Here is a 23,965-nt window from a genome sequence, read left to right as displayed (position 1 = left end):
ACTTATCTTTGCGTCATTATTATATTAGAAATGAAGATTTTCACTTACATCATTATTGCACTGGCTTTTGGATTAATCATCTTTAACGTGACTCAATTGGATTTTAATAATCTTTTTGAACAGGAAAGTATGATTGCGTTAATCGGAATTGTCGCTGCGTTTTGTGCGATAATTATCCTTCTTATTTTTAGAATGTCTAAATCAATTGAAGACAAACTGAAAGACCAATAATATGTTGGATGTACTCATCATTGGTGGTGGCGTTTCCGGAGTTTCTTGTGCTCTTTTGCTTGGTTCCGCTCATTCAAAACCATTTGCTTCCGACAAAAAAATCGCATTGATTTCTCACCAAAAAGCTTCCTCACTTCAAGATGCCTTGTTTAATAATGCCTACGGTATTGAAGCCGGAAAATTAGGCAGTGAATTATTAGTTGAAAGTCTAGTTCATTTGTCGTCGGTTTATCCGCACATTCAACAAATTCCAAACGAAAAAGTATTGAAAATTGAAGGTGAAATCGGGAATTTTTCGGTTACAACCAACAAAAATATATTTCATACAAAATTAGTTGTCATTGGCATTGGAGCAGGAAATCCTTTTACGATTGAAGGTTTGGAAGAGTTCGTGATCCCGCACCAAAAAGCAAATCCGGAGAAAAACCGCATTCAATTGAAAAACCAAGACCATTTAGTAAAAGACGGTATTTATGTATGTGGCGTGTTAGCCGGATGGCGAAGTCAGTTGCCTATTGCTGCCGGAAGTGGTGCAGCTGTGGCTAGCGATATTTTAACGTTGTGGAATGGCGGTGTGCACGTTCAGGTGCATGATAGTGTAAGACCTTGAAATAAATAAAGTAAATTTTTCCCTTCCTACAAAAATAAAAAGCATTTAAGGTATTTTTATGATACTAGCTTTTAATTATGGATAATGTCTGTCTTGTAGGTTCGAGATGATTATAAATCATGATAAGTATCAACTTTGTAACATCGTCTAATCCTCTTTTAATTAACTCCAAAGTTATATCTGTTTTTTTAAATTTTGATGTCGTACATCATGATTTAATTAAAAAAATAGGTTTTTATTCTATTATTTAATCCTTTCTAACTCCTAGTGAATAATTAAAATATCATTCATGAAAGTTTAAAGAAATAGTGTAACAATGGTTTCGCAAAAAATCTTCTTTTTTAACTTTCCAATGTTAAGTTTTCATCTAATGTTACCAAATTGTTAAGTAAAAGTTTTTTTATTGTAAAATAATGTGTATATTTGTTTAGTAATTGTTAACCTGCTAAAACGAAAGATTATGAAAAAGCTATTTATTACAGCAATGCTGGTAGTTTCAGGAGCATTATTTGCTCAAGATGATAACGCAAAACACGAAGTAGTTGACCAAATGGTTAAGTCTACTTTTTATCACGATAATGGTCAAGTGCAACAAGAAGGTTTTTATAAAGACGGGAAAGTGCACGGACAATGGGTTTCGTATGACGAAAACGGAAACAAAGTGGCTATGGGTCAATATCAAAACGGAATGAAAATAGGTAAATGGTTCTTTTGGACCGGAGCTGATTTAACAGAAGTGGATTACTCAGATAGCAGAATTGCACAAGTGAAAAAATGGTCACAAGGTGCTATAGTACAAGTAAATAAGAATTAACTACCTGAATATTTAACCAAAAAAAGAGCTTCAAAATGAAGCTCTTTTTTTATTGTATTTTCTTTTTGGTACGATTTAGTTCTTTAAAGGATGAAATGATATTTTCCATCGCTTCAGAATGTTCGTCTTTACGTTTAAGTTCTGTCCAATTGACAATTTGGTAGTATCGATTTTTTCCTTTCACAAATCCAAATTGATAATAAATGTCAATATTATCAACAGTTCCGCTCACGTTCATGAGTTTTGCATCCATTCCATTAATTTTAGTGTCTTCAAAGTTGGAGAATTTTGCATTTTTAACTGCTACCGATAAATTATCTTTCAGTAAGTAGGAGTATCCTGTTAAATTGGGCTTGTAGCTTTCTGCTAAATATTCATCTTGCGTAACTAAATCATTAAAATCGGAAATTGGCTCGTCAATTACTATTGTATAAAATTCACTAAATAGATTTTGATATTGCAGCGACGCATCTTCATGCAAATTATCTGCTTTGGAAAGTGTTGTAGGTAATTCTATTTCGTATTTCCCTTTCACTTTGATGGATTGAACATCTTCTTTTGCACAACTAAAAGCAAGAAAAATCATTAAAGCAAAACTGATGAAGCGGATTGTTTTCATAAGAAATATTTTGTGCAAGATAAAAAAAACCACGCTTGCACGTGGTTTAATTGGTTAATTTGTTTGTGGATTTATATCAAATTCTTTCTTCTTTTTCTTTTTGACTTTGATTTTTCCTTTGTGTAATAAAAAGAACATAACGGGTACAATTACCAATGTAAGGAAAGTAGCAAAAGTTAATCCATAGATAACCGTTTTAGCCAATGGTCCCCAGAAAATTACGTTATCACCTCCCATGTAAATATTAGGATTGTAATCGATAAATAAACCGAAAAAGTCAATATTTAATCCAATTGCTAAAGGAATTAATCCTAAAACAGTGGTAATAGCTGTTAATAAAACCGGTCTTAAACGAGAGCGACCACCCTCTACAATCACTTCTAAATATTCTTGTTTGGATAATAAGCCGTTTTCGTCTAATCCTTTTTCGTGTAATTTTCGGTCAATCAACAATTGGGTGTAATCTATTAACACAATCGCATTGTTTACAACAATTCCCGCCAAGGAAATAATTCCCATCATGGTCATAATGATGACAAAATCATCGCCGAAAATTGCCATACCAAAAAACACACCGCCAAAACTCAGTAAAACAGAAACCATGATAATGATTGGTTTGGAAACCGAATTAAATTGAGCCACCAAAATCAAGACAATTCCACCCAAAGCAATTAATAAGGCAGTTACTAAGAAGCCCATGTTTTTGGATTGTTCCTCTTGCTCACCCGTGAATGAGAATTGAATGTCATCGCTAATTTTATAATCTTCCAATTCTTTTTTGATTTTTTCTACAATTTCATTACCGTTGTAACCGGTCACTACATTTGAGTAAACAGTGATTACACGTTTTAGATTTTTACGTTTAATTGTATTAAATGTGAAGGAATCTTCTCTATTAGTTAATGACGCAATAGGTACTTGAACCAATTTTCCGGTGGCTTGGTCTCTAAACGTAATGGGTTGGTTATATATTAAATTATTGTCATTACGTTGCACCTCCGGTAATCTGACATTGATTTCAAAATCGTCTTTTCCATCTTTGTAGGTAGAAATTTTTTCGCCAAAAATTGATCTTCGTAACGTTTGCCCTACTTGTCCGGATGTAATTCCGAGTTGTCCGGCTTTGTCTAAGTCAACTTTTACATCAACACCGGGTTTGGCTTTGTTGACATCAATTTTTAGTTCTTCTATTCCGGCCATGTTTTTAGCATCGATAAAGTCTTTCATCTTTTGAGCTTCAAGTAGCATCGCATTGTAATCTTCTCCTGAAATTTCAATGTTTATCGGATAACCCGCCGGTGGACCGTTTTGTTCTTTTTCAACAATGACCGAAACTCCGGCATAACCTTGAACAGCAGAGCGAATTTCTTCCATTACTTCCAAACTGTTTTTGCCTTTACGGTATTTGAATTCACGCATGGTTAAGGTTACTTTTCCACGGTGTGGCATATCGTTTTGAGAACCGCCGTCAGTTTGTGGATTTCCGGAACCGTTACCCACTTGACCAATGGCACTTTCTACCATATAGTTTTCACCCTCTTCCACATATTTATTCGCAATGGCATATACTTTCTCTTCTATTTTCTTTACAAATTCATTGGTTTTTTTAATATCGGTTCCTTCCGGAAATTCGATATACACCATGATTTGATTGGGTTGGTTTTCGGGGAAGAAAAGCACATTCGGTTTTGCAATTCCAACAGCAATAAATGAAAGAATCAATAGTCCGAAAGTTCCAAAGAAAAATACTAAGGGTTTTTTACCATTTAGAGCAAATTGCAAAAAGTTTCGGTATTTGTTTTCCATCCAAACCAAAATAATTTGTTGGAAGAAATCTTGTGCACGAATTAAGAAATACTTGTATATCCAAAGCATAATTGCGAAGAAAAGCATCAGATTTCCTAATCCTTTTAATCCACCGGATTTTGAAACAAATCCAAGAATAAGCACTACCAAACCAATTCCGCCTACAAAACCACTTAATTTAATAAGTGTCTTTTTGGTCATTTCTTCTTCTTTCAGTTTCATGAAATCAGCTGTTAGCATTGCATTAATGACCAATGCCACAAACAACGACGAAAATAACACCACCGAGAGTGTCATCGGGAAGTAAATCATAAATTTACCCATAGTTCCAGGCCATAATCCAAGAGGTATAAAAGCAGCTAATGTTGTTGCAGTAGAAGCAATAATTGGCCAAGCAATTTCGCCAATTCCTTCAATGGCGGCTTGTTTTCTAGGCATACCCTGACTCATTAATTGATGAACGTTATCAACAACTACAATCCCGTTATCTACTAACATTCCAAGCCCCATAACTAAGGCAAAAAGTACCATAGTGTTAAGTGTGATCCCAAATGATGCTAAAATCATATATGACATAAACATAGATAATGGTATAGCAAATCCTACAAACACAGCACTTCTGAATCCTAAAAAGAACATCAATACACCTATAACCAGAATTACCCCGAAAATGATGTTGTTAACTAAATCATCCACTTGAGCAATCGTTCGCGTGGATTGATCGTTGGCATAGGTGATGGTTAATCCTTCCGGAAAATAATTTTCCTGAGCTTTTTCAATGATTGTTTTTACACCATCAACGGCTTCCACCATGTTTTTTCCACTACGTTTTTTGATGTCGAGCATGACTACCGGTTTTCCATAATCGCGAGCAAAGGTGGTGCGTTCTTTTTCCTTAAAGGTAATCGTAGCAATATCTCGTAGATAGACATTTCCGTTTTGGTGTTTTACAATAATGTTTTCCAAGTCAGCTGGTTTTTTGATTTCACCAATTACTCGAATATTCTTTTTTATACCATTGTTGGAAACACTTCCGCCGGAAACCGTTTTATTTTCAAATCGAACATTATTGATGATATCATCAAAACTCACTTGTGCTGCCGCCATTTTATACATGTCCACGGCAATTTCTACTTCTTTATTTTCGGCACCGCGAATGGCTGCTTCCTTGATTTGTGGTAATCGTTCGATACGTTCTTCTAAATATTCTGCATACTCTTTTAGCTTTTCTGAGGTGAAATCGCCTGTAAGATTGATGTTTAAAATGGGTACTTCTTCAGCAATATTTAAATCAAAAACATTGGGTTCAACTTTCCCTCCGCCGTCCAATGTAGGCCATTCCGTATCAGATTTAACTTTGTCAACTTTGTCTTTTACCTTTTGTTTGGCATCTTCAACAGAAATATCTTCGTCAAACTCAACCAAAATCATGGAATAATCTTCCAAAGTATTGGATGTAATTTTAGTGACACCCGAAATGTTGTTGAATTCTTCTTCCAATGGTTTGGTAATCAGTTTTTCAACATCTTCTGCCGAATTGCCGGGATTGATGGAACTCACATAAATTTTCGTTTCAATAATTTCAGGGAAACTTTCTCTCGGCATGGAATAGTATGACATTAATCCACCAATCAATAGAATGGCTGTAATGACATAAACCGTCATTTTATTGTTAATTGCCCATGTTGAAATGGCAAATTCTTTGTTTATTTTATTACTCATCAGAGGTTTTGTTTTATGAGTTTATTTATTTGATAATTTCAACCGTGATGCCGTCTTTTAACGATTTTGCACCATCAGTAACCACCATTTCTCCCGATTCTAAGCCGGATTTCACTTCAACAAAAGAACCGGAGGTATAACCAATTTCGATTTTCTTTTGGCTCACTTTGGCCGTGTTGTTTGATTCAACTTTATTTACGACATATACAATTTTACTGCCGTCTGCGGTTTCTTGAAGAATATTTTCCGGTAACAATAATGCTTTCGGATTTTTGTAATCTTCAATTTTTAAAACCGCTACCTGATTTGGGCGAAGTAAATTATCCGGATTTGGCACAGCAATTTCAATGCTAAATGTTCTATTGTTTGGATTAATATAATTGCCAATTTGACGAACTTTTCCTTGGTATGATTTTCCTAAAGCATTCAAATAAACGTTAACGATTGCACCCAATTTTAGTTGTGCAATATAGTTTTCCGGAACATTTGCCGTCACATACATGTTACTTAGATTGACAATTCTGAATAAATCCATCCCGGGAGCAACCACTTTTCCTCTTTCGGTGATTACTTCGTCAATTGTTCCTGAGAAAGGAGCTACTACATTTGTTTTATTTAATTGTGATTTAATTTGAGCAACCACTTTTTGTTGACTTTCTAACGATGTTTTAGCTTGTAAGAACTGAATTTCAGAACCAATTTTTTGGTCCCAAAGATTTTTTTGACGTTCAAAAGTGGTTTTGGCTAAAGCTAATTGCGTTTCGGCTTGAGCCAATTGGGCACTCATACCGCCATCATCAATTCGGGCTAGAAGTTGTCCTTTTGAAACTTTTTGACCGGCTTTCACATACAATTGAGTTAAAATCCCCGAATATTCTGGGCTAATTACAATGTTTTCTTTGGTTTCTACATTTCCTTGGATTTCGATGTAATGGTTAAACAGCGTATCTTTTAATGTAATAGTTTTTACCAATGGACTTTTTTTGTTTGGGTCTAATTCAGCAATTGCTTTGTCTAGTTTTGCCAATTCGGCTACTAATTTTTCATATTCTTTGTGAACGATTTCTCTGGATGATTTGATTTTGTTTAAATCTTTTGATTTAACCACTTCATCAACGTTTACCTCACTGTTTCCGCCTGAGCAAGAAATGATTAAAAGTGAAAGTGTAACTAGGTATAGAATTTTTTTCATGATATATTGGTTGAGTTTGATTGATTTATTTTACTTGTCCGATTGCTTTTTCCAAAGCGGCTTTTTTACTAATTATATCTACCATTGATTGTAGATAACTTTGTTGAGCTGAATATAATTGACGTTGTGCATCTGTAAAATCAAAACTGGTGGAAAGACCTTCCGTAAATTTCACTTGTTGCTTTTTTTCGATACGTTCTGCCAGAGATAAATTTTCTTTGGAACTGAAATACTGTTCTACGCTGTACTCATAATCACTCTTGGCATTTTGGTATTGCAGTTTCAAGCGTTGTTCGGTTTCAGTCAACTGTGTTTGGGCTTGTTCTAAAGCAATTTTTGCTTGTTGAACTTTGGCTGTTTTCCCAAAACTGCTAAAAATAGGAACGTTTAGACCAACACCTAAATTGGAATAGTTGAACCATTTTTGATTGCTTGTAAAAAACTCAAATTGATCACCAAAAGCATTGTATCCGAAATTCAAATTAGCTGAAAGCGAAGGTAAAAACTTGCTTTTTTCCAATTTCATTTCTAACGTTCGTTGTTCTACAAAGTTGGTTGAAAGTGCATAATCGATACTGTTTTTTACTTCAAATGATGAACCGGTTAAAGCCATATCTAAATTGGAAGTTGTGAGGTTTTCTAATTTGTCTGTTAATGAAAGTTCCTCTTCTAATTCAATTCCTAAATTGATTTTAAGCATATTGTATGAAATATCTTTTAATCGTTTAGTGTAATTTAAACTGCTGTTAATGCTGGAAAGGGTAATTTTTAATTGTTCAACATTTTCTTCTTCAATTAAACCGTTTTTAAACGTTTGTTCGGAGTCAAATAATGTCTTTTCTAAGGTTGCTTTATTTTTTTCTAAAATCGAGATATTTTCTTCGGCTAATAATACATTTCCATAGGAATTGATAATCATTTCACGCACTTCCAAATCGGTTTTCTTCTTTGAACTTTCATAATATTGCAAATACGTTTTTGAAGCTTGAAGTGCCACAATATAAGAACCGTCAAAAATTAATTGACTTAATGTTGTTCGAGCTAACATAGAATGTTTGGTGCCAAAAGCAAAAGTTGAAATTTCATCAGGTTCACCACCCGGAATAAACGCATTACCTGTTGCGGCTTGTGTTTGCAAGGTAAAGTTATTAGTATAGTCTAAACCGGCATTAATTTGCGGTAAACCTGATGCAGTGGTTTCCCATTTTTTCTTTTTAGCCGCTTCAATATCTAAACCCGAATTTTTGGCCGTGTAATTATATTGTAAAGCATGTTCAATCGCCTGCTGAAGCGAAAACGAATAGCTTTTTTTAGTTTCTTGAGCCTGTATACCTAAACAAGCGAGCAAGAGGAAGAGTGATAATTTCTTCATAGTATAGATTGATGATTATGATTTATTGGTTATTTTTTCTAAAACTTGGAGTCCTTTGGTGGTTGAAATTGCACGCACATGATAGTCGAGGTATAATTCTTCCATCATCCTAAAGTTGTATGATTCATCTGAAAATACATTTTTATCTTTTAAAGCATGAACACAGGAATAGTATATTTTACTGATGAATTCAATGTCAATTTCCGGTCGATAAAGACCCGTTTCAACTCCTTTTTTGAGATTGGTTACAACGCAATCTTGCATTTTGCAATATTCCTTCCCATGTAAAGTTTTATAGATTTTTGGAAAATATTTTTGCAATTGAAAAATGGGAGAAGCTTTTTCGTCCTTTAATTTATGTAAAACAAAATCTTTAATTTCAAATAACTCTTCAATTGCATTTTTGTCCGGTTGACAAATTTGATCTATCCCACAAGAAATAGAATCAAACATTTGCATGGTCACGGCTTCAACCAAGTCATTTTTATTAGCAAAATGCTGGTAAATCGTTTTTTTTGAAATCCCCATTTCATTGGCAATGTCATCCATTGTAACGCTTTTAAAACCAAGCGTTAAATACATTTCCGTTGCTTTTTCAATTATTTGTTCTTGCATTATGATGTTGATTTTTATGACTAAAATTCGCCGCAAATGTATAACGGAAACTTTTAACACCAAAATAGTTTCCAAAGTATTTACAATTATTTAACATTTGTTTTGGATGTAATTATTCATCCGGTTTCTGCATTCGGTTTTTTTTGGTTTACTTTGTATTCCATTCAAACAAAAATTTTTCATCAATGCATTCTATTGCGGTTTACCAAGAACATTTTCTTGCTCATTTAGAAAATGAAAAAATTTTAAAAGAGCCTAAAAATTTATATGAACCCATCGATTATATTTTGCGTTTAGGCGGAAAAAGAATGCGTCCGGTTTTAACCCTATTATCAACCGAAATTTTTGATGCCGATTTTAAAAAAGCACTTTCTGCGGCAACAGCTGTTGAAGTTTTTCATAATTTTTCGTTAGTTCACGACGATATTATGGACGATGCTCCATTAAGAAGAGGAAAAGAAACCGTCCACGAAAAATGGAATTTAAACACCGGAATTTTATCAGGAGATGCCATGTTGATTTTAGCTTATCAATATTTTGAAAGTTATGAACCAACTATTTTCCGGGATTTAGCGAAACTATTTAGCAAAACTGCTTTGGAAGTATGTGAAGGACAACAATATGATGTTGATTTTGAAACCAGAGAAGATGTTTCCATTCCCGAATATTTAAAAATGATCGAATTTAAAACCGCTGTTTTGGTAGGAGCTGCAATGAAAATGGGAGCCATTATCGCCGAAACATCAAAAGAAAATGCCAATTTAATTTATGATTTCGGTTTGAATTTAGGCATCGCCTTTCAATTGCAAGATGATTATTTAGATTGTTTCGGAAATCCGGAAACGTTTGGAAAACAAGTGGGTGGCGATATTATCGAAAACAAAAAAACGTATCTCTACTTAAAAGCAATGGAGTTTGCTAAAGCTGAAGAACGAGAGCAATTATTGCATTTATATTCCATCCAGCCGAATGATAATTCCGAAAAAATTGAATCGGTAAAAGAATTTTTCAATCAAACCGGAGCATCAAAAGCCACTCAAAAAGCAATAGAAGAGTACACGATGAAAGCCTTCGAAACCTTAACCAAAATGCAAATTGGCGAGGATAAAAAAATGGTTTTAAGAGCGTTTGGAGAAAAGTTGATGAAGAGGGATGTTTAAGTTACGGGTTTGCAAGTTGCGGGTTTCGGGTTATAAGTTTCAAGTTTTTAATTTGATATAAAAGAAAAGTATACAGAATAAAATCCATCCAAATCCATTTTCGCCTGCGAACAAAAAAATCAGCGAACATCCATTCAATCTATCCGAACCGTGTTCCATTCAAATCAAAAATCCAAATTCTTCAATCAAAAAAAAATGTATCCCATCCCAACATCAACCGACCATCTTTTAACCGAAGCAGAAAAAGAAAATCTCTACCTTAAACTTATTGAACAACTCAACAAAGATTTCAATTTTGCCAATGAACCAGTTGATTTTCCGTTAAGCACATCGCCAAACGAATTGAAAATTCAATTGCACGAAAAAGTGTATCGACTCATTCAATACAAATTTGCCGAATATTTGAATTTGCTTTATATCATCGATGTTTCCGAAGAAGAAGTCAAAAAACTAAATGGTGATGACATTGCTGAGCTGTCTGAACAAGTGGCGTTTTTAATTTTAAAAAGAGAATGGCAAAAGGTTTGGTTTAGAAATAAACTCTAACAAACGGCATCCAAGCCTCCGAATACACATTTCGATTGTCATTGTGTAACACATTATAACGCAGACCAATTGTAACATTATTCGTTTGATAACCTGCTCCTAAAAACAGTCCGGTGTTCCAAAAATTATCTTTTATAGAATTGAAACTGTTTTCGTAAGTGGTGTTTACACGCAATTGTTCTAACTCAGCCGAGAGCTGTATTTCCGGAATTGGATTCCCTAAAACAATCATGCTTGCACCATAAATATAGGATTCAAAAAAATTCTTTTGTTTCACATAACTTCCTTGAATTCCAAAACCTAAACTAATGTATTGATTAAAGTCATAAATCGCCCCGGGTGCGAGAGTAATATCGGTGTAATTGTTTCCTAAGGCCAAGCCAAAATTTCCGCCAAAACGAACTTTTGACCAAAATTCACTTTTTTGAGCTGTTGAAACGGATTGTTCAGACTGGGCAAACGTGTTTTCCACACAAAAAATAAATACTAAAATGAAAATTAAAATGGGAAGTTTTTCAGCGTTTTTCATATCTATATCTTTTTAGCAATTTAAAACATAAAAGTATGCAAAAATAAATGAAAGATTATGGCAATTATTGTACTTTTGCAAAACTATTTTTAACAAATAAGGTTTATTACTACTAATTATGGATAGGTTTTCCTTTTTAAACGCAGCACACACCCAATTTTTTGCCGATTTATACGAACAATATACCGTTAATCCGGATAGCGTTGAACCTAGTTGGAGAGCCTTTTTTCAAGGTTTCGATTTTGGTCTGGAATCGGCAAATGACAATGAAGCCGTTACACAATTGGCCGATTTTTCTGCCGGAAATCAAGACTTTAGTCTCGTTTCCGATAAATTACAAAAAGAGTTTAATGTTCTTAAATTAATTGACGCTTACCGAACACGAGGACATTTATTTACCAAAACCAATCCCGTACGTGAGCGAAGAGTGTATGCTCCAACATTAGCCATTGAAAATTTCGGATTAGTTTCATCTGATTTAGACACTGTTTTTGATGCTGCAAAAGTGTTGGGTCACGAACCAAAGCCATTGCGTGAAATTGTTAAACATCTTGACAACGTTTATTGCCAATCCATCGGAATAGAATACATGTACATCCGTAAACCGGAAGTCATCGAGTGGATTCAAAGACGCTTGAACATCAATGATAATTTACCAAATTTCAACGTAGATCAGAAAAAGCACATCCTTAATAAATTAAACGAAGCCGTTTCTTTTGAAAACTTTTTACATACAAAATATGTAGGTCAAAAACGATTTTCATTAGAAGGTGGCGAGAGCATCATCCCAGCTTTAGATGCATTAATTGAATCTGCTGCCGAAAAAGGCGTTGAGCAATTTGTGATGGGAATGGCTCACCGTGGTCGTTTGAACATCTTAGCCAACATTTTTGGCAAACCAACCCAAGACATTTTCTCCGAATTTGACGGAAAAGATTACGATAAAGAATATTTTGACGGCGACGTAAAATACCATTTAGGTTTAACTGCCGATAGAAAAACAAAATCCGGAAAAAACATCAACATCAATTTAGCTCCAAACCCTTCTCATTTAGAAACGGTTGGTGCGGTGATTGAAGGAATTACCAGAGCAAAACAAGACAAATATTTCCCGAACGATTTCTCAAAAGTATTGCCAATCGCTGTTCACGGAGATGCCGCAGTGGCAGGACAAGGAATTGTGTATGAAATTGTTCAAATGTCCCAATTAGACGGTTACAAAACAGGAGGGACGATCCATTTGGTGATTAACAACCAAGTCGGATTTACAACCAATTACCTTGATGCTCGTTCGTCTATTTATTGTACGGATGTTGCAAAAGTGACACTTTCACCGGTTTTACACGTCAATGCAGACGACACCGAAGCGGTGGTTCATGCGATGCTTTTTGCGTTAGATTTCAGAATGACTTTTGGTCGTGATGTATTTATCGATTTATTAGGTTATAGAAAATATGGTCATAATGAAGGAGATGAACCTCGTTTTACCCAACCGGTTTTATACAAAATCATCGCAAAACATAGAAATCCAAGAGATATTTATGCCGAAAAATTAATTATTGATGGAATTGTTGACCAAGCCTACATCAATAAAATAGAAAGCGATTACAAAGCTAAATTAGATCAAAATTTAGAAGCTTCTCGCAAAAAAGAATTGACCATCATCACTCCTTTTATGCAAGATGAATGGAATGGTTTTGTACAAGTTTCAGACGATGAAATGTTGAAAAAAGTCAAAACAACTTTCGACAAAAAGAAATTAGATATCATTGCCGAATCCATTTCAACTTTGCCATCGGATAAAAAATTTATTAGTAAAATCAGCAAAATTGTTACCGACAGAAAAACGATGTACGACAATGATGCTATTGATTGGGGAACTGCCGAGACTTTAGCTTATGGTACATTGTTAATGGAAGGCTACGACGTTCGAATTTCCGGTCAAGATGTGGAAAGAGGAACTTTCTCTCACCGTCACGCCGTTGTAAAAGTGGAAGACAGCGAAGAAGAAGTCATCTTATTAAACGGATTAAAAGATAAAAGAGGAAAGTTCAACGTGTTCAACTCGTTCCTTTCTGAATATGGTGTTTTAGGTTTCGACTACGGTTATGCCTTAGCCAATCCAAACGCTTTAACCATTTGGGAGGCACAATTTGGAGATTTCTCCAATGGAGCCCAAATTATGATTGACCAATATATTTCGTGTGGCGAAGACAAATGGAACAACCAAAACGGAATCGTGATGCTATTGCCTCACGGTTACGAAGGTCAAGGTGCCGAGCACTCTTCTGCCAGAATGGAACGCTACTTGCAACTTTGTGCCCGTCACAATATGTATGTAGCCGATTGTACAACTCCGGCGAACTTTTTCCACTTGTTGCGTAGACAAATGAAAACCAAGTTCCGCAAGCCATTAGTCGTGTTTTCACCTAAAAGTTTGTTGCGTCACCCTTTATGTATTTCCAGTAAAGAAGAATTATACAACGGAAGTTTTCAAGAAACTATCGATGATAATTCGGTAGATAAAAAGAAAGTAAAAACACTCGTATTCTGCACCGGAAAATTCTACTATGACATCTTAGCCGAAAGAGAAAACTTAGGCCGAAATGATGTAGCTTTGGTACGAATCGAGCAATTATTTCCATTACCGGTTGAGCAATTAAAGGCGATTATTGCTTCTTATCCGAATGCAGATGATTATGTGTGGGCACAAGAAGAACCAAAAAACATGGGAGCCTATAGTTTTATGTTAATGAATTTTGACTTGGTAAAATGGAGATTAGCGTCGTTAAAAGCCTATGCAGCACCAGCCGCAGGAAGTCACACCAGAGACAGAAGACGCCATGCCGATGCAATTAGAATGGTATTTGATAAAAATTTATTTAGATAATAATTCGTTTCATGTTTTAAGTTTCAAGTTGAAAAAAACCTGAAACTTAAAACCTGAAACTTTTAAACCAATATTAGACATGATTTTAGAAATGAAAGTTCCCTCTCCGGGAGAATCTATAAAAGAAGTAGAAATCGCAACTTGGTTGGTAAAAGACGGCGATTACGTAGAAAAAGACCAAGCTATAGCTGAAGTTGATTCAGACAAAGCCACATTAGAATTACCAGCAGAGGCTAGCGGAACCATTACGCTAAAAGCAGAAGAAGGTGACGCCGTAGCGGTTGGAGCAGTCGTTTGTTTAATTGATACTTCAGCTGCAAAACCAAGCGGTGATGCTCCAAAAGAGGAAGTAAAACCAGCTGCTGAAGCTCCAAAAGCAGCACCAGTACCTGAAAAAACCTATGCTACGCAAGCACCTTCGCCGGCAGCTCGCAAAATATTAGACGAGAAAAATATTCAACCTTCCGATATCGTTGGAACCGGAAAAGGTGGTAGAATCACAAAGGATGATGCCGTAAACGCTATTCCGTCTATGGGAACACCAACCGGCGGAAACCGTGGTTCAGAAAGAACTAAATTATCGATGTTACGTCGTAAAGTAGCAGAGAGATTGGTGTCTGCCAAAAACGAAACGGCCATGTTAACGACGTTCAACGAAGTAGATATGACCGCGATATATGATTTAAGAGCAGAATACAAAGATGCTTTTAAAGAAAAACACGGATTAGGATTAGGTTTTATGTCGTTCTTTACCAAAGCGGTAACGAGAGCTTTACAATTATACCCTGACGTAAATTCAATGATTGACGGTCAAGAGAAGATTTCGTATGATTTCTGCGATATTTCGGTAGCTGTATCCGGTCCAAAAGGATTAATGGTTCCTGTGATGCGAAATGCAGAAACCTTATCGTTCAGAGGTGTAGAAGCAGAAATCAAACGTTTGGCAATTCGTGCCCGTGATGGTCAAATCACCGTTGACGAAATGACTGGCGGAACATTTACCATTTCAAACGGAGGTGTTTTCGGTAGTATGTTATCTACACCAATCATCAACCCACCACAATCCGGTATTCTTGGAATGCACAATGTGGTAGAAAGAGCAGTAGTTAAAAACGGTCAAATCGTAATAGCTCCAGTGATGTTTGTCGCTTTGTCTTATGATCACAGAATCATCGACGGAAGAGAATCAGTAGGTTTCTTAGTAGCTGTGAAAGAGGTATTAGAAAACCCGGTAGAACATTTGATGAGTGGAAATGCAAAGAAAGCGTTGGAACTATAGTTTTCCAATTGATATAAAAAGTAAAATCCCGATTAGAGTTTCTAATCGGGATTTTTTTATGAAGTAATAATTTATTTATCTTCTAGAAATAAAATCATTTAATTCATCTGCACTCGAGGTAAAATCAAAGACATTATTTACTTTAAAGTAATTTTGAGGCTCTACACATGCATCATAAGCAAATTTTGCAAAGTCTAATTTAGTTTCTTCAAAACCAAAAATTTTACAGATCTCTACAATTTGATTCGTATTCAAACAATTGTTTTGAGCAATTTGTTTGGCAGTTTTTAGTCTTGATTCATCAAAACCTTGGTTTCTGATGGTTTGCAAAGCACTGTTAAAATTACCATTATTCATCGGTATTGCTCCATAACAACCTTCTTGCAAAGGTTCCTGAACTACAACAGCAGTTCCACCACCGGTTGTAACAGTAGTTGTTTCGGTAATTGTTGTACTACCTGTCATAATTGGGTCATTGATCGAAATGTTTACCCCAACACCGCCAACACTTACACCGGCATTCACTCCACCGGTTGTAGTAGTTGTGGTTGTGGTTTGTTGCACAACTCCAACCGGAGCAGTTTGTTGCACAATTACTTGTTGAGGTGGAGCAGGCTGACCCCAACGTCGTACATATACATTGGAGGGCGGTACAAATCCATCTACAACCGGAATCATCGAAAAGAAATTCAATTTCATTTTTGAAGGTTTGTTTTTGTCGCGACGAATTTTATACGTTACATCCATAAAAGCACCATCCACATCTGCAATTTGAAGAAAGTTTTTCGATATTTCCTGACGTGTTTTGTCTTCAAAAATAATTTTGGCATTGTAATAAGGTTATACTAATTCTTCTACACGAAGATTCGTTTGAGGTTCGTCATTCATTCGTTCGCCATTCAAAATCAAGTAAAATTTATCACCGTCTTCCGAAAAAATGGTTAAATGACCAAACGGCTGAATCTGTCCAAAAGAAAGGGCAGAAGCCACAAGTAATAAGCAAGTTAAAGTAGTTTTTAGTTTCATATACAATTATTTTAAAGTTCTAAAATTAAGTATTATCAACAGAGATTTCCAAAAATAATGCCAAATTTTTTATATTTATTAATTCAAATACAAACAATGATTATAATAGTCAATAATTGCTTTGCCTTCTAATAAAATATCTGCACCAATAATGCCATGAACGGGTTTGGCTTTGTATTGGGTCAAGGCTAAATTAACATGCGTTAAATCGAAAATAACCAAATGAAGATTTTTTGTTTTCCAACGACCAATTTTCAAAGCTACATTTTTACCAATTTGCGTTTCCATTCCGGTTGCTCCGGCTCCGGCTGCTTTGGTTTTGGATGCTTTAGCGGTTACATTAAAATGGTCTACTTGATCAAATCCAATGCAACTGTTTGATGCTCCTGTGTCTAAAATAAAATTTCCTTTTACTCCATTTATAGTGGCTTTTATCAACAAATGTTGGGTTTTAGAAACCTTAAAACCAATTTTTTTATATCCTGAATCCTTTAAAAGTTCTTGTAAATTCTTCATTTTGCAATTTTGAAGTCCAAAAGTAACTTAAATTAAGGTCAAAACAAAGGCGTATAAACTATCTTGAAATTTACTTATTTTTGCCGCATGATTTTAACCGACACCCATACGCATTTATATTCCGAAGAATTTGATTTGGATAGAAACGAAATGATGCAGAGAGCTCTTTCAAAAGGTATATCTCGTTTTTTTGTCCCGGCTATTGATTCTACTTGTACAAAAGCTATGTACGAACTAGAAGTAAATTATCCGGAAAACGTTTTTTTAATGATGGGATTACACCCGTGCTATGTCAAAGAGAATTATGTAGACGAATTAAACCACATTGAAGCCGAATTAGCCAAAAGAGAATTCATCGCTATTGGCGAAATTGGTATTGATTTATTTTGGGATAAATCAAGCCTTGAAATTCAGAAAATCGCTTTCAAGCACCAAATACAATTAGCCAAAAAATATAAATTGCCTATTGTGATTCATTGTCGCGAATCATTTGATGAAATTTTCGAAGTGTTAGAATCGGAAAGAAGCGATGATTTATTCGGAATTTTTCATTGTTTCACAGGAAATTTCGAGCAAGCTCAACAAGCGATTTCGCTCAATATGAAGTTGGGAATTGGAGGTGTTGTGACCTTCAAAAACGGAAAAATAGATCAATTTCTTCGCCAAATTGACTTGAAACATATTGTTCTTGAAACCGATTCGCCTTATTTAGCTCCAGTTCCTTTTCGCGGAAAGCGGAATGAAAGCAGTTATGTTCATTTGGTTGCTGAAAAATTAGCTGCTATTTATGGTATTTCAGTAGAAGAAATTGCTAAAATCACTACTGAAAATTCAAAAGCAATTTTCGGGATTTAACGTTATCATATCTCAAAAGTCACATTTTTTTTGTTCATTTGTGCATTAAATAGCTGATTAATGTCAAAATTTGATACGATTCGACCTTATTACGACAGTGAAGTAAACGAAGGAATTCGTTCGGTCATTCATCACCCCATGATGAAAGCTTTAATGAATTTTACTTTCCCCGAAGTGGAGGAAAAAGCTTGGGCAGAACAACTTCAAAAAACGCATTCAATCAGAGATTTTCAGATTAATTTCGTCTATCATTCGGTTCAAAAAGTGCTTGAACGCAGTTCGGATGGACTAACAACTTCCGGTTTTGAAAAGTTAGAAAAAAACACTTCATACCTTTTTATTTCTAATCATCGCGATATTATTTTAGATACATCACTATTAAATGTATCATTGTATGAGCATGGTTTGGTGATGACTGCATCTGCCATTGGGGATAATCTGGTAAAAAAAGATTTTTTGCTCAAATTATCTAAATTAAACCGTAATTTTTTGGTTCAAAGAGGGTTGTCTCCAAGAGAATTGCTACAAAGTTCTAAATTAATGTCCGAATACATAGGTCAGTTATTATTACGAGAGAACCGTTCTGTTTGGATAGCTCAACGTGAAGGCAGAACCAAAGACGGTAACGATGCCACACACCAAGGTGTTTTAAAAATGCTTGGAATGGGTTCTGAGGAAGCAAATGTGATGGATTATTTCAAGAAATTAAAAATTGTACCCGTTTCCATTTCCTATGAATACGATCCAACTGATGCTTTAAAAATGCCTCAACTGATGGCTGAGGCAAATAATGAAGTATATATTAAGGAGAAAAATGAAGATTTCATTACATTGCTCAGTGGTATCATGGGACAAAAAAAGCGAATCCACATGCATGTAGGCGATATTTTGAATACGGAAATAGATCAAATTAAGCAGCAGGAAGATAATTCCAATCGTCAAATTCAAGCATTAGCACAAGTAATTGATGATTCTATTTTGAGTTCTTATAAGTTGTGGCCAACTAACTTTATTTCTTATGATTTAATGCACAATACCAATCAATACAATCATTTGTATACTGAAGAGGAAAAATCATTGTTTGAAAGAAGATTGGAAATGAAAATTGATGCCAACAATCCAAAAATGGTGGAGAGTTTCCTTGCCATGTATGCTAATCCGGTGACTAATAAGATGAAATACCACGATGCATTCTAAAGCCAACATACTTTTGATTTATACGGGCGGAACCATCGGAATGATGAAGGATTTTGAAACCGGTGCTTTAAAGGCATTTAATTTTAAAAAGTTGCTTCAACGGATTCCTGAGTTAAAGCAATTGGACTGTAATATTGAAACCATTTCATTTGAAAAGCCTATCGATTCATCCAATATGAATCCGCAAAAGTGGATTGAAATGGCTCAAATTATTGAGGACAATTACGAAAAATTTGACGGATTTGTAGTGCTTCATGGCTCTGATACCATGTCGTATTCTGCCTCGGCTTTGAGTTTTATGTTTGAGAATCTATCCAAACCGATAGTTTTTACCGGTTCTCAATTGCCAATTGGTGATTTGCGAACCGATGCCAAAGAAAATTTAATTACAGCCATTCAAATTGCTTCCTTAAAACAAAAAGGAAAACCTGTTTTTAAAGAAGTTTGTCTTTATTTTGAATACAAACTATACCGAGGAAACCGAACAAGTAAAATTAATGCGGAACATTTCATGGCATTTGCATCACCTAATTTTCCTGCTTTGGCAGAGTCTGGGGTGCATATTAAAATTAACACCGAATCACTTTTTCAGGTAAATTCAACCAAAAAAATGATGGTTCACAAAGATTTGGATTCAAATGTAGCTATTATAAAGATGTTTCCCGGCTTAAATGAAAATGTTTTGGCTTCTTTATTTGAAATACCAAATCTAAAAGGAATTGTGCTGGAAACCTACGGTGCTGGAAATGCTCCCACCGAAGAATGGTTTATTTCTGTCTTGAAAAAGGCAATAAAAAAAGGAATTTACGTTATAAATGTGACACAATGTTCGGGTGGAAGTGTCAATATGGGACAATATGAAACAAGTACGTATTTAAAAAAGATAGGAGTAATCTCAGGAAAAGACATTACCACAGAGGCAGCTATCACAAAATTGATGTACCTTTTAGGGCAAAATGTTTCTGCTAAAGTGTTCAAAACCATTTTTGAAACTTCTTTGCGAGGAGAATTGTCGTAAAAATAACAAAATTAATTTTTTCAAGTGAGTTTTTTTTTGTTATTTGGCACTCTTAAAATACGTTGTAAGCAATGAGGAGAGGTGTCCGAGTGGTCGAAGGAGCACGCCTGGAAAGTGTGTATACTCCAAAAGGGTATCAAGGGTTCGAATCCCTTTCTCTCCGCCATTTTTTTATAATGTGTAATTAATTAAAAATAAATTTATACCTTTAACCTGATTAACTAATTAAATTAAGAACAAAAGCAATGAAAAGACTATTTTCTATTTTGGCAATCACAGGTCTATTGATGTTTGGAACCGTTCAAGCACAAGACTCTACAACTACACAAACTACAGAACCGGCTGTTGAAGCCGAAGCGGCACCAGCAGCAACAACTGAAACTGAAGAAGTTGTTTCCGTTGATGATTCTGAAGTACCGGCAGAAAAATCATTTACTCAAGAAATGAAGCAACGTTTCATTGAAGGAGGCCCTGAATACATGGGTGCTGTACTTTTGTGTTTAATTTTAGGTCTTGCAATAGCAATCGAAAGAATTATTTATTTAAATCTTTCTACAACAAATTCAAAAAAATTAATTAAAGATGTTGAGGATGCTCTTCAATCAGGTGGTGTTAATGCTGCAAAAGAAGTTTGTAGAAATACTCCTGGTCCTGTTGCATCTATTTTTTATCAAGGTTTAGATCGTTCTTCACATGGTATCGAATCTGCTGAAAAATCTGTCGTAGCTTATGGAGGAGTTCAAATGGGATTATTAGAGAAAAACGTATCTTGGATTTCCCTTTTTATTGCCCTTGCTCCAATGTTAGGATTCTTAGGAACTGTAATCGGTATGATTATTGCTTTTGATAAAATTGAAGCGGCTGGTAACATGGATGCATCACTAGTAGCCGGAGGTATTAAAGTAGCGTTGTTAACAACCGTATTTGGTTTGATTGTTGCAATGATTCTTCAAGTGTTTTACAATTATATTACTGCAAAAATTGACTCAATTGTGAACGATATGGAAGATGCTTCTATTAGTTTAATAGATATTCTTTCTGATCACTTAAAAAAATAATTTATAAATAAATTAAATATGAATATTTATAAACTAACAAAAATTTTTGCTGCAATTATTGGAATAATAAGTGTCGTGCTGTTTTTTGTGACGTTAAGTCAAACACAAACAATGGAAAGTACAGTTACAGATGTTTTTATTCTTTTGTCTTACATTGCTCTGTTTCTAGCAGTTATTGCGGTGTTGTATTTTGTGTTTAAAAATTTATTTACACACAAAGACAAATTAAAACAGACTTTGGTGACTGTTGGATTGTTTTTAGGTGTAGTTATAGTAGCCTTTATCTTTGCGGATAGTACTGAATACAATTTGAAAGACATTTCAGTTGGCTCTGGTTATTCTAAGGCAATTAGTACTGCTTTAAACACATTTTATATTTTAGCAATTGCATCGGTTGGAACATTGGTATATTCAAGTTTCAAAAAATTTAAATCATAAGTTATGGGCAGAAAAAGAAGTGCACCACCAGAGGTGAACGCAGGTTCTATGGCGGATATTGCTTTCTTGCTCTTGATCTTCTTTTTGGTTACAACAACCATTCAAACAGATCAAGGGATTAACCGAAAGTTGCCACCTATAGATGAAACTAATCAAGAGCCGCCTCCTGTAAAAGAGAAAAATATCTTTACTGTATTGATAAATAAAAATGATCAATTATTAGTAGAGGACACCCCAATGGATTTGAAAGACTTGAGACAAGCAGCAATTGATTTTCTAGATAATGGAGGAGATGGTTCATGTGCTTATTGTAAAGGGGAGAAAAATTCAGCTTCTTCAGACAACCCTGATAAAGCAATTATATCCCTACAAAATGATGCTGAAACGTCCTACGAAGCTTACATATCGGTTCAAAATGAATTAGTAGCTGCTTACTATTTTTTGAGAGATAGGGAGTGTATGGCTAGATATGGAAAAACTTTCCGTGAATTAGAGGCGATGTTTGATGATCCGAAAACAAAAGAAGCTCAACGTTTAAGAATTGAGCCACTTATTAAAGATATTCAAACGCTATTTCCTCAAAAGCTGTCTGAAGCAGAACCAAAAAGGTAATTAATTATAAATTTTAGAAATATGTCTAGATTTAAAAAGAAAAAGCAAGACGGAGTCCCAGCAATTTCAACTGCATCATTACCGGATATAGTGTTCATGTTATTGTTTTTCTTCATGGTTTCTACTGTGATGAAGGATACTGATTTAATGATTGAAAATTCGTTGCCAAAGGCAGATCAAGTAACCAAGCTGGAAAAAAAAGATAGAGTTATGTTTATCTTCGCTGGAAAGCCGCATGAAAAATATGTTAGACAGTATGGCGAAGGAGCTCGGATTCAATTGAACGATCGTCTTTCTGATGTTTCTGAGATAAAGAATTTTGTCTTAGCTGAAAGAGCAGCAAGAGATCCTTCACTGGAGAAGGTTTTGACAACTTCACTAAAAGTTGACAAAGAAGTAAAAATGGGGCTTGTTACAGAAATAAAACAAGAACTTAGAAGAGTTGAAGCTTTAAAAATTAATTACACGACCAACCAAGGTAAAGTAACGAATTAATAAGGCAAAATTTAAATGTATAAGCCACGCTTTTGCGTGGCTTTTTTTGTAATTTTATATTCAGATTTGATTTTTATGAAAGTAACTATTTTTATGCTTTTCTTTTCATGCTCACTATTTGCACAAGATACGCTGTATTTTGAAAAAAAAATAGATTCATTATACCGTGAAGACCAATTCTATTTTGGAGTAACCTATAATGTACTGCAAAATAGACCGCGAGGGGTTTCACAAGATGGGTTTTCAACCGGACTTCATTTTGGATTTCTACGGGATATGCCAATAAATAAGAGTAGAACCTTTGCTGTTGCAGCCGGATTTGGCTTGGCATACCAAGCATATAATCAAAATTTGCTTATTTCTAACTTGAATAATAACTTCACTTATTCGGTAATAGACCGTGATATTTCATTTAAAAAAAATCAATTTTCATTCATCAATGTTGATTTACCTATTGAGTTTAGATGGCGTACCTCAACACCGGAAAGCCATAAGTTTTTTAGATTATATACCGGTTTTAAATTGAGTTATATGATTTTCAATGATTCTCGGTTTATATCAAACACTGGCGATTTAAAAATCAACAATAATAAACAATTCAATGAATTTCAATATGGTGTTTATCTGGCAACTGGATATAATACTTGGAATTTTTATGCCTACTATGGTTTCAATACCATCTTTAAATCAGAGGCAAAGTTTGACGGGAGACCTATGGAGTTAAGTACCCTAAATTTAGGTTTACAATTTTACATCTTATAACCAGAAATACCACAAGCAAAATTGGGGAATTGCTCCACAAAAGAATCCTACGAATAATTCAAATAATGTGTGAGCTTTCATGTGTAATCGTGAAGAAGCAACAAATCCGTTGATGGTAATGAAAGTTGCAATTGTGTAAAGTAAAGATACTTCTACTTTAGAACTTAAACCAATAATAAAAAATGTCAATGCAGCTATTCCAAGCATATGTAAGCTTGCTTTTACTTTTAGGAAAAGAAAAATAATGGCTAAAATTGTGCTCCAAAAAGCTCCAAAAAAGAAAAAATATAATTCAGGAATTCTGTCAATTGTAATACTTTTTTGAGTAAGAATCAATAACAAAATACAATTTACTGTCAATGGAATTTTTCGTTGTGAAAGTTGAGCAATCATAATGGAGTCTACTTTTCCCAGAGACAAGAGAAGATAAAACAACGAAATTGGAATCAATACGGTAATGATTACAATCTGAATCATATATAAATAGATTTCTTGCATGACAAAGAAATCCCAAAATAAAATAAAAAAGAAAGCCGCCGCATAAACCGATATAAAAAGCGGATGAAAAAGATAGGAGAATATGGGGAGAATTTTTTTCAAAAA

General features: G+C 34.7%; 25 protein-coding genes and 1 tRNA gene. 16 read left to right on the top strand and 10 right to left on the bottom strand.

The genetic code is table 11. The features are described from left to right. The first annotated feature begins 30 nt into the window (after positions 1-30). The 3 genes from ACIQ0M_RS08415 (at position 31) to ACIQ0M_RS08405 (ending at position 1,655) form a co-directional block, all read left to right on the top strand. Positions 31-231, top strand: a complete 201-nt coding sequence (locus ACIQ0M_RS08415) for a hypothetical protein (RefSeq protein ID WP_248436639.1) — start codon at positions 31-33, stop codon at positions 229-231. 1 nt (position 232) lies between these two features. After that, on the top strand, positions 233-841 hold the full coding sequence (locus tag ACIQ0M_RS08410) for an FAD-dependent oxidoreductase (protein ID WP_396151405.1): 609 nt from the start codon (positions 233-235) through the stop codon (positions 839-841). Positions 842-1,301: 460 nt separating this feature from the next. Continuing rightward, positions 1,302-1,655 (top strand): toxin-antitoxin system YwqK family antitoxin, encoded by a 354-nt coding sequence (locus ACIQ0M_RS08405; protein WP_396151404.1) that lies wholly within the window; start codon positions 1,302-1,304, stop codon positions 1,653-1,655. 49 nt (positions 1,656-1,704) lie between these two features. Here ACIQ0M_RS08405 and ACIQ0M_RS08400 read toward each other — a convergent pair whose 3' ends face one another. Genes ACIQ0M_RS08400 through ACIQ0M_RS08380 form a run of 5 tightly spaced genes read right to left on the bottom strand, consistent with a single transcriptional unit; the run spans position 1,705 to position 8,981 of the window. Then, positions 1,705-2,274: a hypothetical protein gene (locus ACIQ0M_RS08400; protein WP_396151403.1), complete on the bottom strand. Its 570-nt coding sequence runs from the start codon at positions 2,272-2,274 to the stop codon at positions 1,705-1,707. A gap of 54 nt (positions 2,275-2,328) precedes the next feature. Continuing rightward, positions 2,329-5,802, bottom strand: coding sequence for an efflux RND transporter permease subunit (locus tag ACIQ0M_RS08395; RefSeq protein ID WP_396151402.1), 3,474 nt, complete (start codon positions 5,800-5,802; stop codon positions 2,329-2,331). 25 nt (positions 5,803-5,827) lie between these two features. Then, positions 5,828-6,994, bottom strand: coding sequence for an efflux RND transporter periplasmic adaptor subunit (locus tag ACIQ0M_RS08390; protein ID WP_396151401.1), 1,167 nt, complete (start codon positions 6,992-6,994; stop codon positions 5,828-5,830). 25 nt (positions 6,995-7,019) lie between these two features. Then, positions 7,020-8,366 carry a TolC family protein gene (locus ACIQ0M_RS08385; protein WP_396151400.1) on the bottom strand — a complete coding sequence of 449 codons (1,347 nt, stop codon included), beginning with the start codon at positions 8,364-8,366 and terminating at the stop codon, positions 7,020-7,022. A gap of 15 nt (positions 8,367-8,381) precedes the next feature. After that, positions 8,382-8,981 (bottom strand): TetR/AcrR family transcriptional regulator, encoded by a 600-nt coding sequence (locus ACIQ0M_RS08380; RefSeq protein WP_291091684.1) that lies wholly within the window; start codon positions 8,979-8,981, stop codon positions 8,382-8,384. A 185-nt stretch (positions 8,982-9,166) separates the two neighbouring features. Between ACIQ0M_RS08380 and ACIQ0M_RS08375 the strand changes: the two genes are divergently transcribed. After that, positions 9,167-10,141 (top strand): polyprenyl synthetase family protein, encoded by a 975-nt coding sequence (locus tag ACIQ0M_RS08375; RefSeq protein WP_396151399.1) that lies wholly within the window; start codon positions 9,167-9,169, stop codon positions 10,139-10,141. A 195-nt stretch (positions 10,142-10,336) separates the two neighbouring features. Next, the gene (locus ACIQ0M_RS08370; protein ID WP_396151398.1) at positions 10,337-10,687 is read left to right on the top strand and encodes a hypothetical protein; all 351 of its coding nucleotides are present in this window, start codon (positions 10,337-10,339) and stop codon (positions 10,685-10,687) included. On the opposite strand, the gene ACIQ0M_RS08365 is transcribed toward ACIQ0M_RS08370, so the two are convergent. Beyond that, positions 10,671-11,216, bottom strand: coding sequence for a hypothetical protein (locus ACIQ0M_RS08365; RefSeq protein WP_396151397.1), 546 nt, complete (start codon positions 11,214-11,216; stop codon positions 10,671-10,673). The genes ACIQ0M_RS08370 and ACIQ0M_RS08365 overlap by 17 nt on opposite strands. A 118-nt stretch (positions 11,217-11,334) precedes the next feature. Here ACIQ0M_RS08365 and ACIQ0M_RS08360 point away from each other — a divergent pair, with 118 nt between their 5' ends. Together ACIQ0M_RS08360 and odhB are read left to right on the top strand one after the other, a co-directional pair. Beyond that, entirely contained in the window at positions 11,335-14,106 is a 2,772-nt protein-coding gene (locus ACIQ0M_RS08360) for a 2-oxoglutarate dehydrogenase E1 component (RefSeq protein ID WP_396151396.1), read from the top strand. 79 nt (positions 14,107-14,185) lie between these two features. Then, positions 14,186-15,385 carry a 2-oxoglutarate dehydrogenase complex dihydrolipoyllysine-residue succinyltransferase gene (gene odhB / locus ACIQ0M_RS08355; RefSeq protein WP_396151395.1) on the top strand — a complete coding sequence of 400 codons (1,200 nt, stop codon included), beginning with the start codon at positions 14,186-14,188 and terminating at the stop codon, positions 15,383-15,385. A gap of 75 nt (positions 15,386-15,460) precedes the next feature. Here the strand turns inward: odhB and ACIQ0M_RS08350 are convergent, their stop codons facing one another. From ACIQ0M_RS08350 to ACIQ0M_RS08340, 3 genes are all read right to left on the bottom strand, one after another. Beyond that, positions 15,461-16,147 carry a DUF4476 domain-containing protein gene (locus ACIQ0M_RS08350; protein WP_396151394.1) on the bottom strand — a complete coding sequence of 229 codons (687 nt, stop codon included), beginning with the start codon at positions 16,145-16,147 and terminating at the stop codon, positions 15,461-15,463. 78 nt (positions 16,148-16,225) lie between these two features. Further along, positions 16,226-16,411 (bottom strand): hypothetical protein, encoded by a 186-nt coding sequence (locus tag ACIQ0M_RS08345; RefSeq protein ID WP_396151393.1) that lies wholly within the window; start codon positions 16,409-16,411, stop codon positions 16,226-16,228. Between the two features lie 78 nt (positions 16,412-16,489). Beyond that, positions 16,490-16,927: a retropepsin-like aspartic protease gene (locus ACIQ0M_RS08340; protein WP_396151392.1), complete on the bottom strand. Its 438-nt coding sequence runs from the start codon at positions 16,925-16,927 to the stop codon at positions 16,490-16,492. Between the two features lie 87 nt (positions 16,928-17,014). On the opposite strand from ACIQ0M_RS08340, the gene ACIQ0M_RS08335 reads away from it, so the two are divergent. From ACIQ0M_RS08335 to ACIQ0M_RS08295, 9 genes are all read left to right on the top strand, one after another. Beyond that, positions 17,015-17,782: a TatD family hydrolase gene (locus tag ACIQ0M_RS08335; protein ID WP_396151391.1), complete on the top strand. Its 768-nt coding sequence runs from the start codon at positions 17,015-17,017 to the stop codon at positions 17,780-17,782. Between the two features lie 60 nt (positions 17,783-17,842). Continuing rightward, a complete protein-coding gene (locus ACIQ0M_RS08330; protein WP_396151390.1) occupies positions 17,843-18,979 on the top strand; it encodes a 1-acyl-sn-glycerol-3-phosphate acyltransferase in 1,137 nt (378 codons plus the stop codon). Continuing rightward, entirely contained in the window at positions 18,969-19,997 is a 1,029-nt protein-coding gene (locus tag ACIQ0M_RS08325; RefSeq protein ID WP_396151389.1) for an asparaginase, read from the top strand. The genes ACIQ0M_RS08330 and ACIQ0M_RS08325 overlap by 11 nt, the downstream gene beginning before the upstream one ends. A 75-nt stretch (positions 19,998-20,072) precedes the next feature. Further along, positions 20,073-20,163 (top strand) — tRNA-Ser (locus ACIQ0M_RS08320). Between the two features lie 79 nt (positions 20,164-20,242). Beyond that, a complete protein-coding gene (locus tag ACIQ0M_RS08315) occupies positions 20,243-21,055 on the top strand; it encodes a MotA/TolQ/ExbB proton channel family protein (RefSeq protein WP_396151388.1) in 813 nt (270 codons plus the stop codon). Between the two features lie 18 nt (positions 21,056-21,073). Beyond that, positions 21,074-21,493, top strand: coding sequence for a hypothetical protein (locus tag ACIQ0M_RS08310; RefSeq protein WP_396151387.1), 420 nt, complete (start codon positions 21,074-21,076; stop codon positions 21,491-21,493). A 3-nt stretch (positions 21,494-21,496) separates the two neighbouring features. Next, complete coding sequence (locus tag ACIQ0M_RS08305) at positions 21,497-22,105, top strand: ExbD/TolR family protein (protein ID WP_396151386.1); 609 nt, start codon at positions 21,497-21,499, stop codon at positions 22,103-22,105. Between the two features lie 21 nt (positions 22,106-22,126). Further along, positions 22,127-22,600, top strand: coding sequence for an ExbD/TolR family protein (locus ACIQ0M_RS08300; RefSeq protein ID WP_396151385.1), 474 nt, complete (start codon positions 22,127-22,129; stop codon positions 22,598-22,600). A gap of 75 nt (positions 22,601-22,675) precedes the next feature. Continuing rightward, complete coding sequence (locus ACIQ0M_RS08295) at positions 22,676-23,362, top strand: porin family protein (protein WP_396151384.1); 687 nt, start codon at positions 22,676-22,678, stop codon at positions 23,360-23,362. Here the strand turns inward: ACIQ0M_RS08295 and ACIQ0M_RS08290 are convergent. Then, a complete protein-coding gene (locus tag ACIQ0M_RS08290; RefSeq protein ID WP_396151383.1) occupies positions 23,357-23,962 on the bottom strand; it encodes a hypothetical protein in 606 nt (201 codons plus the stop codon). The two genes, ACIQ0M_RS08295 and ACIQ0M_RS08290, sit on opposite strands and share 6 nt — an antisense overlap. Between the last annotated feature and the right edge of the window lie 3 nt (positions 23,963-23,965).

The sequence above is a fragment of the Flavobacterium sp. genome (genome assembly GCF_044339515.1).
In the GTDB taxonomy this organism is placed as follows: Bacteria; Bacteroidota; Bacteroidia; order Flavobacteriales; family Flavobacteriaceae; genus Flavobacterium.
The sequence above is the reverse complement of the archived record's forward strand: the minus strand, read 5'-3'. Positions and strand labels throughout refer to the sequence as shown.